12 protein-coding genes are annotated in these 15,662 nt (G+C 68.4%); 7 read left to right on the top strand and 5 right to left on the bottom strand.

The genetic code is table 11. The annotated features are described in order from the left end of the window. Positions 1–106 precede the first annotated feature (106 nt). The 3 genes from EV666_RS03635 to EV666_RS03645 form a co-directional block, all read right to left on the bottom strand. Positions 107–649, bottom strand: coding sequence for an aspartate 1-decarboxylase (locus EV666_RS03635; RefSeq protein ID WP_132003242.1), 543 nt, complete (start codon positions 647–649; stop codon positions 107–109). A gap of 270 nt (positions 650–919) precedes the next feature. Further along, positions 920–1,804, bottom strand: coding sequence for an SDR family oxidoreductase (locus EV666_RS03640; RefSeq protein ID WP_132003245.1), 885 nt, complete (start codon positions 1,802–1,804; stop codon positions 920–922). 163 nt (positions 1,805–1,967) lie between these two features. Next, positions 1,968–2,378: a nuclear transport factor 2-like protein gene (locus tag EV666_RS03645; protein WP_132003249.1), complete on the bottom strand. Its 411-nt coding sequence runs from the start codon at positions 2,376–2,378 to the stop codon at positions 1,968–1,970. A gap of 677 nt (positions 2,379–3,055) precedes the next feature. Between EV666_RS03645 and EV666_RS03650 the strand changes: the two genes are divergently transcribed. Next, positions 3,056–4,096 (top strand): AraC family transcriptional regulator, encoded by a 1,041-nt coding sequence (locus tag EV666_RS03650; RefSeq protein ID WP_132003252.1) that lies wholly within the window; start codon positions 3,056–3,058, stop codon positions 4,094–4,096. A 24-nt stretch (positions 4,097–4,120) separates the two neighbouring features. Here EV666_RS03650 and EV666_RS03655 read toward each other — a convergent pair whose 3' ends face one another. Together EV666_RS03655 and EV666_RS03660 are read right to left on the bottom strand one after the other, a co-directional pair. Next, positions 4,121–4,642: an Lrp/AsnC family transcriptional regulator gene (locus tag EV666_RS03655; protein WP_132003255.1), complete on the bottom strand. Its 522-nt coding sequence runs from the start codon at positions 4,640–4,642 to the stop codon at positions 4,121–4,123. Between the two features lie 533 nt (positions 4,643–5,175). After that, positions 5,176–8,466 carry a carboxyl transferase domain-containing protein gene (locus EV666_RS03660; protein ID WP_132003258.1) on the bottom strand — a complete coding sequence of 1,097 codons (3,291 nt, stop codon included), beginning with the start codon at positions 8,464–8,466 and terminating at the stop codon, positions 5,176–5,178. Positions 8,467–9,102: 636 nt separating this feature from the next. Here EV666_RS03660 and EV666_RS03665 point away from each other — a divergent pair. From EV666_RS03665 to EV666_RS03690, 6 genes are all read left to right on the top strand, one after another. After that, the gene (locus EV666_RS03665) at positions 9,103–9,912 is read left to right on the top strand and encodes a TetR/AcrR family transcriptional regulator (protein ID WP_132003261.1); all 810 of its coding nucleotides are present in this window, start codon (positions 9,103–9,105) and stop codon (positions 9,910–9,912) included. 111 nt (positions 9,913–10,023) lie between these two features. Further along, the gene (locus EV666_RS03670) at positions 10,024–11,127 is read left to right on the top strand and encodes an NAD-dependent epimerase/dehydratase family protein (RefSeq protein WP_132003264.1); all 1,104 of its coding nucleotides are present in this window, start codon (positions 10,024–10,026) and stop codon (positions 11,125–11,127) included. 228 nt (positions 11,128–11,355) lie between these two features. Then, a complete protein-coding gene (locus EV666_RS03675; RefSeq protein ID WP_132003267.1) occupies positions 11,356–12,336 on the top strand; it encodes an aldo/keto reductase in 981 nt (326 codons plus the stop codon). Positions 12,337–12,887: 551 nt separating this feature from the next. Continuing rightward, positions 12,888–14,090: a tonB-system energizer ExbB gene (exbB, locus tag EV666_RS03680; RefSeq protein ID WP_245514195.1), complete on the top strand. Its 1,203-nt coding sequence runs from the start codon at positions 12,888–12,890 to the stop codon at positions 14,088–14,090. Between the two features lie 4 nt (positions 14,091–14,094). After that, positions 14,095–14,577, top strand: coding sequence for a TonB system transport protein ExbD (exbD, locus tag EV666_RS03685; protein ID WP_132003270.1), 483 nt, complete (start codon positions 14,095–14,097; stop codon positions 14,575–14,577). Further along, the gene (locus tag EV666_RS03690) at positions 14,574–15,485 is read left to right on the top strand and encodes an energy transducer TonB family protein (RefSeq protein WP_132003273.1); all 912 of its coding nucleotides are present in this window, start codon (positions 14,574–14,576) and stop codon (positions 15,483–15,485) included. Before exbD ends, EV666_RS03690 begins: the two co-directional genes overlap by 4 nt. The last annotated feature ends 177 nt before the right edge of the window (positions 15,486–15,662 follow it).

The following is a 15,662-nucleotide window of genomic DNA, read 5'->3' on the forward strand; positions in this document are numbered from 1 at the left end:
GGGCGCAATCGCCATCATAGCATGTCGGCTGACGGCGCGGCCGGCGCAAAAACAAAATGGCCGGGAAATTCCCGGCCACCAAGACACCCAACCTGTCAGGCGCCGGTCAGGCGACCGACTTCAGGTGGCGCGACAGCACGTCAGCGATGGCGTGGTCGTCGAGGCCACGGGCGCGCAGGTCCTCGGTGAAGGCGCTCACATTGAACTCACCGACGCGACGCTCGGCGGGATCGATCTGCGGCTCGGTGACCATGCGGAAGTCGAACGGCCGCTCCGGCCCCTCGAACACCTCGTAATGGATGATGTCCTCAACCTTGTTGCCGGCGCCGTAGGTCAGCACCTTGGGGCGCATGGAATACAGCTCGGTTTCCTGCACGAAGGCCGATGCGCAGATGATGAGCTGGTCGCCCCGCTGGCAATTGCGGGCGGCGGCGCCGTTCAGCACGCACTCGCCCTTGCCCGGCTCGCCGAAAATCACATAGGTGTAAAAGCGCGCGCCGTTGGCCTTGTTGAAGATGTCAACGTACTCCAGCGGGCGGATGCCGGCCTGGGTGCACTGCTCGGGATCGAGGGTAATGGAGCCGTGATAGTCAAGATCCGCGCCGGTCACGCGAATTCCATGCAGCTTGGCCCTGACAACCTGGATCATAGCTAACCTTCCGCGGCGTTCACCACCCGTGACGCCTGTATCGCCAGTCTTGCGCCCGGCGGAACCGCGAGCCGTCCGGCGCATGCCGCGCCGGCGCCCGCCGCAAGGCGCGCAGAAGGCCCGCATATACGTAAAAAAGCGTCCAGACGCCAGCGTTATCCACGCGTGGCGCCATTGCGACGCACCCGGACCTGCGCTGGCGGCTCCAGCCCCCATCAGAACGCCCGCCAGCATGGTCGGCGGGCGTTCTTTCGTGAGGAAACCGCGCTGTCAGTTGGTGCGCTGCGAACGGTCCTTCTCGTTCTGCCCCCTGATGAGATCGCGCGCCTTCTGCCAGTCCGCGTCGCTCCAGTCCCGCATGACGCTGTAGAAGTTGCCGCCGGTGGCCAAGCCCTGCGCGCCGTCGAGGGCGATGGTTTCGCCGTTGATCCAGCTGGAGCCGTCCGACTGAAGGAACGACGCCAGATTTTGCAGGTCGGCGAATGTGCCGTGGCGGCCCATGGGGTTGAACTTCGCGGCGCGCTCGCCCGGCTTCTGGCCAGGGCTGAGGCGGGCGTTCATGCCTTCAGTGGGAATTTCACCCGGGGCGATGGAATTGAGGCGGATGCCGTAATGGCCCCATTCGGCGGCCAGCGACATGGTCATGACATTGACGGCGGCCTTGCTCATGGCCGAGGGCACCACATAGGGGCCGCCGTTGCGCACCCAGGTGGCCAGGATGGAAATCACCGAACCTGGCAGCTGCCGCGCGATCCAGCGCTTGCCAACCGAATGCGTGACGTAAAACGTGCCGTGCATGACGATATTGGCGATGGCGTTGAAGCCGCCTGGCGTCAGGTCCTCGGTGCGCGAGATGAAATTGCCGGCGGCGTTGTTGATCAGGCCGGTGAGCGGCGCGCCGGTCTGGAACACCTCCTCCACCATGGCGTCCACCGCGTTGAAATCACGGATGTCGACGCCGAACACGTCGACCTTGCGGCCCGGATAACGGTCCATCAGCTCCTTCGCCGTGTCATCGAGCACGCCCTTGCGGCGACCACAGATGACGACGTCGGCGCCCAGCGACATGAAGCCTTCGGACATGGCCTTGCCGAGGCCGGTGCCGCCGCCGGTGACGAGAATGCGCTTGCCGCTGAGCAGATCCTTGCTGAACATGAGACTCTCCAGTTGAGCGTTTGTTTGTATGCGGCCACTGGCGCCGCCTTGCGCGGCCCGGGGAACGGCGGCGCCTGCCGATCGCGGCCCGCACGGCGCCTGGTCGCAGCGCCGCAACGGTCATGGCCTGCAACTGCCGCCGATCGATGGACCAAACCGGGCGTCAGGCCGCGCTGGCGGCGAATCGCGCCTTCATGCGCTCGCCGACCTCGGCGAGGGCGTTCAGGGGGCGGATCATCACTTCAAGTTCAGTGACGCGGCCCTGGTCGTCGAGGCGAAACCTGTCGACGCCGCGCAACTGGTGCGGACCCACATTGGCCTCGAAGCCAAGGATCACCCCGTCATCGCTGGACCATTCGCTGACGTAGCGAAAGTTCTCGAACACCGCCAGGGCATGGCAAACCACGGCGACGGCGTAGTCTTTCGACTGCTTTGGACCATGGAAGACCGGGGACATCAGCGTGGGATTGTCAGCGAACATCGCCGCCGCGCCAGCCGGATCGTGGGTCGCGGCCCACGCGCGCCAGCGCCTGATGAAATCGGCCGCAATCGCCGCCTGATCCACTTCGCCCATGATGCTCTCCCTGGCGTTACACCGCCGGTCTGATGCGTTTCCCCGCACGTTCCCCGTGCGCTTCCCGGGACAGGACCGCCGGATCGCGGGCGGATCCTGTCAAACCAATCTGGATGATGCGCCTTTACGGGCGCGGCCATCTGCCCCGCGCCCAACGGCGTCGTTCTGGGGCCTGCGCCGCCCCCGCGACCGCGCAACCGGTTCCGGGTCGCAACGCATCTGGCCGGCGCCTGGGGGGCGCGGCTGCGGGCGGACAGATCCAGCGGCGCCTGCGCCGCCCAGCCACAACCGGCGCGGCAGCCGGCCTGGCGGGAGCCGGCCTGGCCTGCCCTGGCGAAGGGCGGCTGGACGCGCCACCGTAGAGAATCGGGCCTCCCCCGGCTTCCGGTCTATGCGCCCACCCGAAGCCGCCGCCCGACGCCAGCGCCGGCGCGTCCTGTCCCGAAGAACGCCAGTTCGAGGCCGGAATTGCAAGGCGCCGACACGCCATAAACTTGTGTTTTTACGCCAGTTGCGACACCATGCGGAAACATCGCCCGCCGCCGCCCGGAGCGGCCGGGGAATCGGCTGCGCACAGAACGGGTCCGGCTATATCAGATTGATCCTGTGCAGTTTTCTGGAAGAAAAATGTGCTCTGCCTGATCTGGAAAGGCTGGGCGCACGGGAGAAACGGGGCGATGCTGCTGTCACTTTACCGCAAGGTTCCGGTATCGCCGCAGAACATGGCGGTGATGGCTGAGCTGCTGCGCGAGAACGACATTGACCCCGCCCCCGCCTTCACCGCCGCCGGCGTGACGGCCGATCACGCCAGCAATCCCCTTGCGACCGTCAGCGGCGCGGCGGAGCTGGCGTTTCAGGAGAAGTTTGTCGAGCTGACCGACGGGCGCCGGCATGTGTGGCTGGAGCTGGGGCTGCGCTCCCGCTTCCTGATGCTCGGCCTGTTCGGCGTGGCGGTGATGACGGCGCGGACCTTGCGCTCGGCCATGGAGACAGCGGGCCGGCTGGCGTGGCTGCACCATTCGCTGGCGCTGTATGAGCTCAGGACCCAGAACGGCGTCTGTACGCTGCGCATGCGGCTGGACCAGACGCCGCCGCATCTGCGGGAGTTCACGGCCCTGCGCGACGCGCCCGCCACCACTGACCTGCTCAACATGATCTGGGGCGGGCGGTTTCCGTTCCTGGGCATCGAACTGACGACGCGCGACCGCATTTTCACCCCCGTTCGCAAACCGGACGCGATGGTGGTGCGCCTGGGCGAACCAGGCGCAGTCTGGACATGGCCGGCGGAACTGCTGGACCAGAAGCTGCCCGCCGCTGACCGGCGCTCGCACGAACTGTCGCTCCGCCAGGCGGACCAGCTGCTGCAACACGCCCTGGCGACGGACGAGAGCAACGATCTCGTCGCCCGCATCTGCCGGTTATTGCAGGAGGGGGATCCGGGCCTCAGCCTGCCGGACGCGGCGGCGCGGTTGCGGATGAGTCCGCGCACCCTGCAGCGACGGCTGACCGGGGCCGGCGTCAGCTATCGCCAGCTCCAGACCCGGGAGCGCATCAACGGCGCGCGCCGGCTGCTGCGTGAAACCAGCCTGCCGGTGGCGGAAATCGCCTGGCGGCTGGGCTATACGGAAACCTCGGCCTTCAACCACAGTTTCCGCCGGACCTGCGGCGTCAGCCCCCGCGCCTGGCGCAAGAGCATCGGCCAGCCGCAGGAAGTCTGACAGCCCCTCCGGGCGGTTGGCCCCTCAGGGCTGGATGACCGGTATCGCTGTTTCGGACTTCAGCCGCTCCAGGGCGAAGCGGGACACGACGTTCTTGAGATTGCCGGCGGCGATGATGCGCCGGTAGACCTCGTCGTATTCCGCCATGTCACGCACCACGATCACCGCCAGATAATCCACGTCGCCGGCCATGCGATAGAAAGCCAGCACTTCTGGCATTTGCCGCAGCGCCTCGGCGAAACGGCGGATTTCCGCCTCCGAGTGCTCACCGATCTGCATGGACACGAACACGGTGACGCCGTAGCCCAGCATCTCGTGATCCAGCAGGGCCACGCGCTTGCGGATGATCCCGGCAGCCTCAAGGCGCTGGATGCGCTTCCAGCACGGCGTCGGCGACAGGCCGGCCTCATCCGCCACCTCGGCGATGGTCAGGGACGCGTCGCGCTGCAGGGCCCGCAGAATGCGCCGGTCTATGGCGTCCAGCCTCGGCGCCGGCCCACGCGGGGCCGGGCGCGGAATGTCGCGTGTCACTGCAGCTTCAACCATTCCCGATGTCCTGTCCCCAACGCCTGCCGCACCAGCGGCCGCCTGACGGATTCAGGCGCGCGCCGGGCTGCGCAGCTTAATTCACATTAAAATTCGATATTTAAAATAATAATACAGAAAATTACGATGTAAAGGCAACCAGTTTTCGGGACGTTCGTATTTTATGGCCGCAAGCCGCTGTCAGGCTGGATGAATCCCCCCGGGGCACAGGGCGCAAGAAGCCCCGGCCCTGCAACAAAATGCCCGGCCGCGTTTGCGGCCGGGCGGTCTGTTGCTGGATGGGAGGGGGCCGGTTCGTTGGGCAGCCAGACAATGGGAGGCGATGGCATGGCCAGGCGGCGCACACACGCTTCTTCCCACGCCTATTCCTGCGCCTATTCCCGGATCATCGAGGCATCGCGCAACATGACGTCATCGCGCGGCGGCGCGTTTCGCCGGTGGGCGACCCGTTGCGGCGCTTGGCCAGCTGGTTCTGGGTGCGCAGCGCGCCAGTGAGGGGACTGGCACGCTGCGCGTTCCGGCGGTTTGACGGATCAGACCGGCGGAATGGTGCGGAAACGCGGCGGCGCGTGGTTGTCCCGGCGGGCGGGAACGCGCTGCAGCGTCTCAATAATGCGGAAGCGGGTGGCGCACGGATCGATGACGTCGTCCACGCCAAAACCACGGGCGGCTTCGAGCGGCGTCACCTGGGCGCGCATGTCGTCGATCAGTTGCTGGCGACGGGCCTGTGGGTCGGCCGCGGCGGCGTACTCCTTGCGAAACGCCACATCGACGGCGCCTTCGATCGACATGGCGCAGATCTCGGCGGTCGGCCAGGCGACGGCGAGATCGGCGTCGAAGCTGCGGCCGCCGGCCATCGCCACATAGCCAAGACCATAGCCCTTGCGCAGCACCACGGAGATGCGCGGCACCGTCGCCAGCCCCAGTTCGGCGATCAGTTTGGCGCTGCGCCGGCCAAGCTGGGTGCGTTCGGCGTCGGAGCCAATGGCGAAGCCGGGCACGTCGATCAGATAGATCAGCGGCAGGCCGAAGGCGTCGCACATGGCGATGAAGCGGGCGGCTTTTTCGCAGGCCGGCGAATCGAGCATGCCGCCAAGCACCAGGGCCTGGTTGGCGATGAAGCCGACCGGCCGCCCATCCATGCGCGCCAGCGCCGTCACCACATTGCGGGCGAACGCCGGCTTGAACTCCGTGACGCTGCCGGCGTCGGCGATGCGGTCGATGACGCAGCGCACGTCATAGGCCTTGCGGGGATTGGCCGGAACCATCGCCGCCAGCGGCGCGGCGCGCTCCGCCTCCTCGGCGGCGCTCAGGGTGGGCGGGGTCAGCGGAAGCGGCGCCCGGGCGTTGGAGGGCATATAGGAGAGATGCCTGCGCAGGGCGGCGATCGCCTCCTCCTCCGTGGCGACGGCCAGATCCGCGAGGCCATGGCGTCCCACCTGAACATCGGCGCCGCCCAGCGCCTCGATGCCGATGTCCTCGCCCGTGCCGGCCTTCACCAGCGCCGGCCCGGCAAGACCCATGGCGGACTTGCCGCGCACCATGACGACGAAATCGGCGAGGCCGGTGTAATTGGTGTTGGCGGCGAAGCCGGCGCCGAGAATGGCGCCCACCACAGGAACCCAGCCGTTGAGGCGGGTGAGATCATGGAACGACGAGGCGCCGGCGGCATAGTGGCGGGAGTTCTGACCGTCCTGGATACGATGGCCGCCGCCATCGAGCAGCATGACCAGCGGAACGCCGCTCTTCAGGGCGATGGCGATCGCCCGGTCCATTTTCCCGATGCCGAGGTGACCGACGCTGCCGCCAAAGACGCTGAAGTCCTGGGAGACGACCATCACCGGCCGGCCGTCGATGCGCGCCGAGCCGACCACCACGCCTTCAGCCGGGGCGGTTTCTTCCAGCCCCTCATGGGCGACCAGCCCGCCAATCTCGACAAAACTGCCGGCGTCGGCCAGCAGGTCGATGCGCTGGCGCGCCGTCAGCCGCTCGCGCTCACGCAGGCGGGCCACGGCGCCGGGCCGCGCCGCGTCCAGGGTGGCGGCGCGCGCGTCCTCGATGAGGTCGCGCAGGGCCAGCGCCTCCGCATCGTGCTCCGGCGTCTGCTCCACCTCGACCACCGGTCCGTCGGCGCCGACAATCCAGAGGATTGGCGCATCGGCGCGCAGGGTGTCGCCGGGGGCGGCGTCGATGCGCGCCACCTGCCCCGCCGTGGCGGCGGTGATGGCGTGCTCCATCTTCATGGCCTCAACGATGGCCAGGGTCTGGCCCGCCGCGACGCTGTCGCCCGCCGCCGCCTTCACCGCCACCAGGCGGCCGCGCATGGGGGCCCGCAGGGCCGTCGCGCCCTCCAGATCGCCAGTCACGGCCTGCGTCCCGGCGCTGTCGCCCGCATCGACGCGGGGCGCCAGCCATGACTTCTGATCGCCGGCGGCGGCCACCAGTTGCGAGGCGGCGCGGCTGATGAAGCCGGTGTCGGCCTGGCCGGCGATGAATTCAGGATGGGCGAGAATGGCCTGAAGCGCCGGGATCGTGGTGGCGACGCCGGCGACGCCGAACTCGCCCAGCGCCCGGCGGGCCCGCGCCAGGGTCTGGCCGAAATCGCCGGACGGCGCGTGGACAACCAGCTTGGCCAGCAGGGCGTCGAAGCCGGAATGGGTTTCATAGCCCCGGTAGCCGAAGCTCTCGACGCGCACGCCGGCGCCGGAGGGCGGCTCGAACACGCCGATGACGCCGCCGGACGGCAAGGCGCCGCCATCTTCGGTGAGCGTCTCCATATTGACGCGCAGCTGGATGGCATGGCCGCGCGCCGGCGGCGGCGTGGTCAATCCCAGTTCGGCCAGCGTGCGGCCAGCAGCCAGGGCAAGCTGGGTCTGCACCAGGTCGACGCCGGTCACCTCCTCGGTGACAGTGTGCTCCACCTGAAGCCGGGGATTCATCTCGATGAAAACGTAGCGCCCCGTGGCGCGCCCCCGGGCGTCTGTCTCGACCAGAAACTCCACGGTGCCGACCGCATCATAGCGCGCCGCGGCGGCGATGCGCGTCGCTTCCTCGCACAGGCGCTGGCGCAGATCGTTTTCCAGCCACGGGCTGGGGGCGATCTCGACCAGCTTCTGGTGGCGGCGCTGCACCGAGCACTCGCGCTCCCACAGGTGCGAGACGGCGCCCGTACGATCGCCAACCACCTGCACCTCGATGTGGCGGGCGCGGCCGATCAGCTCCTCAGCGTAGATGTCGTCGGAGCCGAAGGCGGCGCGGGCCTCGGAGGCGCAGCGGTCACAGGCTTCCGCAAGATCGGCGATGTCGCGGACGACGCGCATGCCCCGGCCACCGCCGCCGGCGACAGCCTTGAGCATGACGCCAGCCGCATCCGGCCCCAGACGTTCCATGAAGGCCTGGACCTGGGCCAGGCTGGCGGGGCCGTTGGTGTTGCGGGCGACGGGGACGCCAGTTTCACGGGCCAGGGCGACGGCGCGCGCCTTGTCGCCGAACAGCTCCAGCGCTTCGGGCCGTGGCCCAATGAAGGTGAGGCCGGCGGCGGCGCACTGGCGGGCGAAATCCGCGTTCTCGCTGAGGAAACCGTAGCCGGGGTGAACCGCGTCGCAGCCGTGCTCCACCGCCATGCGAACAAGGGCGGCGCCGTCAAGGTAAGCGGCCGCGCCCTCGCCTGGCAGCGTCGCCGCCGCGTCCGCCTTCGTCATGTGCAGCGCGCGGGCGTCGTCCCGCGGGGCGACGGCGAGCGACGCCACGCCGGCTTCGGCGCAGGCTCGCGCAATGCGGATGGCGATCTCGCCGCGATTGGCAATGAGAAGCTTGCGGAACAAGGGCGGGTCTTTCACGGGGTCAGCAAATCCGGCTCCCGGCGGGAGCGGTCCGCGCCTGGCTGGCGCGGGGCAGTCTGGTCCGCGACGCGGATTCTGGCGGGCGGATATTCAGGCTACAGCGCTGGCCGGACCGCCGGGCCGGCGCGAAAGACGCTCACCATTTTCAGGAAGCGTAACGACCACGCGGACGCGCTGTGAGGCCGCGCGCGGCCACCTGCCCTGACCGGTCATGTTTCCACCCTTTCACGTCCTGTCGGCGCGCCGGTGAGCCGGCCGCATTTTTGTAATTATTAGCATGATCAATTTATTTGCATCAAGCCATTGGCACATTGATTTGCATCAATGCGCAGGCCACATACACGCGCTAATTGTATCGGGGCCCGCCGCATCGCCTCCGCTTCGTCGGGCGCCGGGTCCCGGCCACGCCAACAGTTTCCCTGTTCCAATGCGGCTTGCGAATTTTGAACCTTCAGACAGCACGCCCTTCCGGGCCGGCAACTCCGCAACCATCACGCGAACCGCGTTGCGGCGTGACATCGTCGATGCGCCCCGTTCCTGTTGATTCGCACACTGGGCAGGCGCCGGATTCCAGGCGACCGCCGCCTGCCCGCCGGCAACCGGCGCGGAAGCCTGAGCTTGGCCGGGCGCCATGAGGCGGGCGGCGGGCCGGCGCCGGCCGGAACGCCAGACCCGGACCTGCACGCGGCGACGGCGGCGACTGGTCCGGCAAACCCGCATACCTCCGGCGCCGGACCTTCGCGCCCACGGTCTTTCCGCCGGCCAGGCCGCCCGCCCCTGAAGGGAGGCGCCGGGGAAGATTCATCCCGGGAGAAACTGCTCGACGTCGCCATCGACCTGTTTGCCGACCGGGGTTATGAGCCGGTGAGCACCGCGGCGGTGGCGCGCGCCGCCGGCCTGTCGCAATCGATGGTGCACTACCACTTCGGCTCCAAGGAGCGGTTGTGGCGCGCGGCGATATACCGGGTGATGCGTCGCCGGGGCCAGTATTTCCCTGTGGGGCGCCCCGAAACGCCCGAACCCAATCCGCTCGAACGTCTGCGGACGCTGATCCGCCGTCTGGTGGCGGCCAACGCCGCGGAGCCGCGCTACATCCGCATTGTCAGCCATGAGGCCATGGGCCAGACGCAGCGGTTCGACTGGCTGATGGAAACCTTCATCCGGCCCGGCATCGCCGCCTTTGACGACGCCATCGCCGACGCGATGGCCCAAGGGCTCGTCCGGCCGCTGCCGCCTCACCAGACGTCGAACATCATCACCTCGGCCGCGTCCATGACCTTCAGCATCGGCGCCGTGACGCGGGCAATTCACGGCAAGGACCCCTTTGACCCCGAGCAGGTGCGCATCTACGGCGACGCCATCGTCTCCGTGCTGTTCGAGGGGCTGCTGGCAACGACCGGCGATGACGCGCCGCCACCGGGCGCCTGAGAAATTGCCCCTGGACCAATGGGCGTTTCAGCGGCAGGATGCCGGGCCTTGCGAATATGGCGCGAGGCGAAACGCAGGCGCTGAAGACGCCGCGCATGGGAGGGCCGGAGAATGAACAGGCATGTGCTTGTGGCGGGCGCATCGGGCCTCGTCGGCCAGGCGGCGCTGCGCCATTTCCAGGGCATGGCGGGGGTGCGCGTCACCGCGCTGTCGCGCAGACGCCCGCTTCAGGACAGCGGCGCCCGCTTTCTCAGCCTTGACCTCACGGACCAGGAAGCCTGCGCGGACGCGGCCGCGTGCCTTAGCGATGTGACCCATGTGGTCTATGCGGCGCTTTACGAAAAGCCGGCGCTGATCGACGGCTGGCGCGACCCGGAACAGATCGCCGTCAACGCCCGTATGTTCAGCAATCTGATGGAGCCGCTGCTCGCCCATGCCGGCGGCTTGCGCCACGTCACCCTGTTGCAGGGCGCCAAGGCTTACGGCGCCCACGCGCGCCGCATGGCGTTGCCGCCGCGTGAAGATCGTGACGAGGCGCACGACATCCCGAATTTTTACTGGGAGCAGGAGAACTGGCTCAAGGCGGCCCGGCGCGGCCAGAACTGGACATGGACCATCTGGCGTCCGCAGATCATCTTCGGCCTGTCGTTCGGCAGCGCCATGAACCCCATCACCGCCATCGGCGCCTGGGCGGCCCTGCTGCATGAGAAGGGCGAGCCGCTGTATTTTCCTGGCGGCGAAACCGGCAACGTGTTGCAGGCGGTGGACGCGGACCTGCTGGCGCAGGCGATCGCCTGGGGTGGTGAGGCTGAAACGGCGCGCGACCGCATTTTCAATATCACCAACGGCGATGTCTTCGTGTGGGCCAATGTCTGGCCGGCGATCGCCGACGCCCTTGGCATGCGCCCCGGCGAACGCCGCCCCGCCTCCCTGGCCGACGATCTGGCGCGAAGCGGCGCGGAATGGGCCGCCCTGTGCCGCCGGCACGGCCTCGCCGCGCCGGAACTGCCGGCCTTTGTCGGAGCCTCGGCCCAGTACATGGATTATCTGCTGGCGCGAAACGCCAGCGGCGGCGCCAAGGTCTCTATCATTTCCGATATCCGCCGGCACGAGGCGGGTTTTTCCATGGTGATGGACACGGAAGCCATGTTCAGGAAATGGTTCAGCGCCTTTCGGGAAGCGCGGCTGTTGCCGGGCCACGCCGGAATGCACTGAGACACGCCTGAGTGCCTGAGACCTGACGGCGGCCGCCGCTCCGACACGATCGCCGGGCGTCCGCTCCGGGGCGTGGGTTCCTGAAGCATGTTCCGCCGTGGCGCCTGGTTCGCGGCGTTTCCAGGTCGGCGCCACCCTTGCGGCGCATACGCCAATTTCACGAACAGGCGTGATCCCCGACGCGTGGCAGCGCCATGGACCGCCATATCGCAGCGAAAGGTATAATCCGTGAAATATGTGAAATTCGGCCAGACCGGTCTCGACGTTTCCCGCATCTGCCTTGGTTGCATGACCTATGGCGTTCCGGATCGCGGCGCGCACCCGTGGACGCTGGACGAGGACGCCAGCCGGCCGCTCATCCGCCAGGCGGTGGAGGCCGGCATCAATTTCTTCGACACGGCGAACGCCTATTCCGACGGCACATCGGAAGAAATCGTCGGCCGGGCGCTGAAGGATTTCACGCGGCGCGAGGAAACCGTCATCGCCACCAAGGTTTTCATGCGCACGCGCAAGGGGCCAAACGGCGCCGGACTGTCACGCAAGGCGATCATGCAGGAAATCGACGCCAGCCTGAGGCGCCTCGGCGTGGATTATGTGGACCTCTACCAGATCCACCGCTGGGACTACGACACGCCGGTGGAGGAGACGCTTGAGGCGCTGCACGATGTGGTGAAGGCCGGCAAGGCGCTGTACATCGGCGCCTCCTCCATGTTCGCCTGGCAGTTCGCCAAAGCGCTTTACACCTCGCGCCTCAACGGCTGGACGGAATTCGTCTCGATGCAAAACCACCTCAACCTGCTGATGCGGGAGGAGGAGCGCGAGATGCTGCCGCTCTGCCGGGATCAGGGCGTCGCCGTGATGCCGTGGAGCCCGCTGGCGCGCGGCCGCCTGACACGCGACTGGGACGAGACCAGCCAGCGTCAGGAAACCGATGTGTTCGGGGGCACGCTTTATCGCTCCAGCGAGGACAGCGACCGGCAAATCGTGGCGGAGGTCGCCCGCATCGCCGCGGCGCGCGGCGTTTCGCGCGCCCAGGTCGCCATGATGTGGCTGCTGCAAAAGGACGGCGTGACGACGCCGATCGTCGGCGCCAGCAAGCCACAGCATCTGGCCGACGCCGTCGCGGCTGTCGATCTTGTGCTCGACGACGCGGAGATCGCCGCCCTGGAAGCTCCGTACGTTCCCCACCCGGTCGCCGGGTTCAGCTGAGCCCGGCCGGCGCCAGTTCGCCGCCTGGAAGCGGGCGCGGCCGTTTCGCCATGGTTTCCCGCCATGGCGCGGGCCGCGCCGCTTCCCCATCATTTTCACGCGACGATTCACAGAGGCCCCTTGCGCCAGTCGCATGACGTTCCGCGACGGGCGTGGCCGCAACAGCCTCGAATAAACAATTGTCTCAACATCAATATTTGCGATCTGTCTTCCCGGGTGGCTTCAATGGGCGACGCCGGTGGGGCGTCGGGGAAGTACACTTCTTAGAATCCCTCTAAATCATTGAGATTGCGTTCAAATTTTTGCGGGTTTAGTGAAGCGCGAGTTCCACGGGCCTGTCTGGCGCCAATCGCCTGCGGCTTGCGGATGCGTCATTCCGGTCCGCGGGCCAGCCGGCGGGATTGCACGGAATGACAGATTGGCCGTTTGCGGCGCCTTTTGCCGGGCGAACGGGCCGGGGCGCCGGCAGCGGCGGAACGCCTGTTCCCGCCGTACACGACGGCCCTTCCGCCAGGATATCCGGCGGTTGTTGCAATAGGGGAGTTGCTCACTTGTCCGCGTTTTCGAAGCATTTCGCCCGTTCGCGCAGCACGCGCGCCGTCGCGGCCTCCGAACGCGCCAAACCTGGGGTCCACCAGGGTTTCGCCGCGCCCCTCGTCGTCCTGATGCTGGCCCAGGCGCTGGCGGCCCCCGCCCTTGCCCAGGGACTGCCCCAGGGGCAGACGCAGCAGCAGGCGCAGCAGGCTCCGGCCGCGCCAACCGCCGCGCCGGCTGCGCAGCCGAAACCTGTCATGTCGGTTCCCGATCACGCCGCCCCGACCTCAAACCTGCCAGTGGGTCACCCGCCCCTGCCCGCAACTCCTGCGCCTGGCGCTGCGCCGGCTTCTGGCGCTGTTCCGGCCACCGCTCCGGCAGGCGCCCCGTCCGCCCAACAGGCCGCGCCGGCCAACGCCGTCCAGCCTCAGGTCCAGGGGCAAAACCAGGCCCAGGGACAAAACCTGACCCAGGAGCAGGCCGCGAAGCCCGCGGCTCCGGCCGCCACCGCCGTTATCCCGCATGATCTGTCGCCATGGGGCATGTTCATGCAGGCCGACATGGTGGTGAAGGCGGTGATGATTGGCCTTGCCTTCGCCTCGCTGGTCACCTGGACCATCTGGCTGGCGAAATCGCTGGAGCTGCTGGCGGCCCGCCGCCGGGCCGTGCGCGCCGTGCGCCGCCTGCACGCGGCCGACAGCCTCGTGGAAGCGCTCAGCGACAACGCCATCCGCTCCGGCGGCCCGGTCAGCGAGATCGTCGCCGCGGCGGAATCCGAGGAAGAGCGCTCGGCCGGCCTGCCCGCCGAGGGCGTCAAGGAGCGCGTCGCCATCGCCCTGTCGCGCATCGAGGCGCGCGCCGGCCGCAACATGGCGCGCGGCACGGGCCTGCTCGCCACCATTGGCTCCACCGCCCCCTTCGTTGGCCTGTTCGGCACCGTGTGGGGCATCATGAATTCGTTCATCGGCATCTCGGTGGCCAAGACCACCAACCTGGCGGTTGTCGCCCCCGGCATCGCCGAAGCGTTGCTGGCCACCGCCATCGGTCTGGTCGCCGCCATCCCGGCCGTCATCATCTACAACGTGTTCTCCCGCTCGATCACCGGCTACCGGGCGCTGCTCTCCGACGCCTCGGCCCTCGCCCTGCAGCATCTGTCCCGTGATCTGGATCGCCGGGACATGGGCGTCAACGTGACCCGGCTGCGTCGCGCCGCGGAGTAACCAGATGGCCGTCAGTCTGAAAGAAAGCGGCGACGACCTCGCGGAAGTCTCCGAAATCAACGTGACGCCGTTCATCGACGTCATCCTGGTTCTGCTCATCATCTTCATGGTGGCGGCGCCGCTGTCGACCGTGGACGTGCCGGTTGATCTGCCGGTCTCCAACGCCCAGCAGCAACCGCGCCCGGACAAGCCGCTGTTCCTGTCCGTGAAGAACGACCTCACCCTGGCGCTCGGCGACGACGGCGTGGCCCGCGACGGCCTGCAGGCCGCGCTTGACGGCCGCACCCACGGCGACCGCGAGCAGCGTGTGTTCCTGCGCGCCGACCAGGGCGTGGCCTATGGCGAACTGATGAAGGTGATGAACCTGCTGCGCAGCGCCGGCTACCTGAAGATCGCGCTTGTTGGCCTGGAAGACACCGGGCAAGCCGCGCCGGCAGCGCCCGCCGCCAGCCCGGCGGCGGGGCAGAATCCTGGAGCCGGCCAGTGATCGGAAGCACTGGTCATGGCTGGGCGTTCGCCCGCTGGGGCGCCGCCGGCGCCGTCGTGCTGGCGGCCCATTTCGGCGGAGCCTGGGTGGCGCTGCACTGGAAGCACGCCGAACCGGCGGGCGAGCCGCCGGCCGCGATCATGATCGAGCTGGCGCCGTTGCCGGTCTCCGCCAATAACGCGCCGCAGAACGAAGCAGCCCCCGGCCCCGAAGTCGCGGAAGCGCAGCAGGCCGAGAAGCCGGTGGAATCGGAGATAGCCCAGAACGAGCCGCCGCCCCCGCCGCCCGAGCCGGAGCCGGAGCCTGAACCACAGGAAATTCAGGCGCCGGAGGTTCCCCAGAAGGCGGAGGTCGTGCTTCCGGCCGCGCCCAAGGTTGATCCGCAGAAGGAGCGCGAGAAAGAGCGCAAGCTGGAGCGCGAGCGTCAGAAGCGCATCGAGCTGGCGCGCGAACGGGAACGCGAACGGGAGCGCAAGCGCGAGCTGGAGCGCGAGAAAAAGCGCGCCGCCCGGGCAAAGGCGCTTCAGGCCGAGCGCAACGCCACGGCGCAACGCACCTCGGCGCCATCCGGCGCGCCCGGGCCACGTTCACCTTCCGCCGCCTCCGCATCAGCGGGCGCCAACAGCGCGGCGATGGCGAGCTGGCGGGGGGCGCTGATGGCCCACCTCAACCGGCACAAGCGCTTCCCCGGCGGCGCCTCGTCCAATAACGGCACGGCGGTGGTGTCGTTCTCGATCAACCGGAGCGGCGGCGTCACCAGCGCCCGGCTGGCCCGTTCATCTGGCGACAGCGCCCTGGACAGTGAGGCCGTGGCCACCGTCCGTCGCGCCAGCCCGGTGCCGGCCCCGCCCGCGCACATCGCCGGCGGCTCGATCTCCCTGTCGGTGCCGATCCGCTACAGCCGCTGAGCGCCGTCAGCAAGGCGTTGCCGGAGCGGGAAACCTGATAATGCCCGCGCGAGTCGCGGGCATTTCTTTTGCGGGGCATTTCTTGTGGGCAGGGGCAGCCCGTCCCCGCGCCAGGCTGGCGTTCGCCACGCATCGTGAGAGGCGCGGGGTTGCGGCGCCGGGACGAGCGCGGGGTTC

The organism is Camelimonas lactis (genome assembly GCF_004342915.1).
GTDB lineage: Bacteria > Pseudomonadota > Alphaproteobacteria > Rhizobiales > Beijerinckiaceae > Camelimonas > Camelimonas lactis.

Coding starts and splice junctions, on each gene's coding strand:
- EV666_RS03635 (WP_132003242.1), bottom strand. CDS start 649: ATGATCCAGGTTGTCAGGGCCAAGCTGCATGGAATTCGCGTGACCGGC.
- EV666_RS03640 (WP_132003245.1), bottom strand. CDS start 1,804: ATGTTCAGCAAGGATCTGCTCAGCGGCAAGCGCATTCTCGTCACCGGC.
- EV666_RS03645 (WP_132003249.1), bottom strand. CDS start 2,378: ATGGGCGAAGTGGATCAGGCGGCGATTGCGGCCGATTTCATCAGGCGC.
- EV666_RS03650 (WP_132003252.1), top strand. CDS start 3,056: ATGCTGCTGTCACTTTACCGCAAGGTTCCGGTATCGCCGCAGAACATG.
- EV666_RS03655 (WP_132003255.1), bottom strand. CDS start 4,642: ATGGTTGAAGCTGCAGTGACACGCGACATTCCGCGCCCGGCCCCGCGT.
- EV666_RS03670 (WP_132003264.1), top strand. CDS start 10,024: ATGAACAGGCATGTGCTTGTGGCGGGCGCATCGGGCCTCGTCGGCCAG.
- exbD (WP_132003270.1), top strand. CDS start 14,095: ATGGCCGTCAGTCTGAAAGAAAGCGGCGACGACCTCGCGGAAGTCTCC.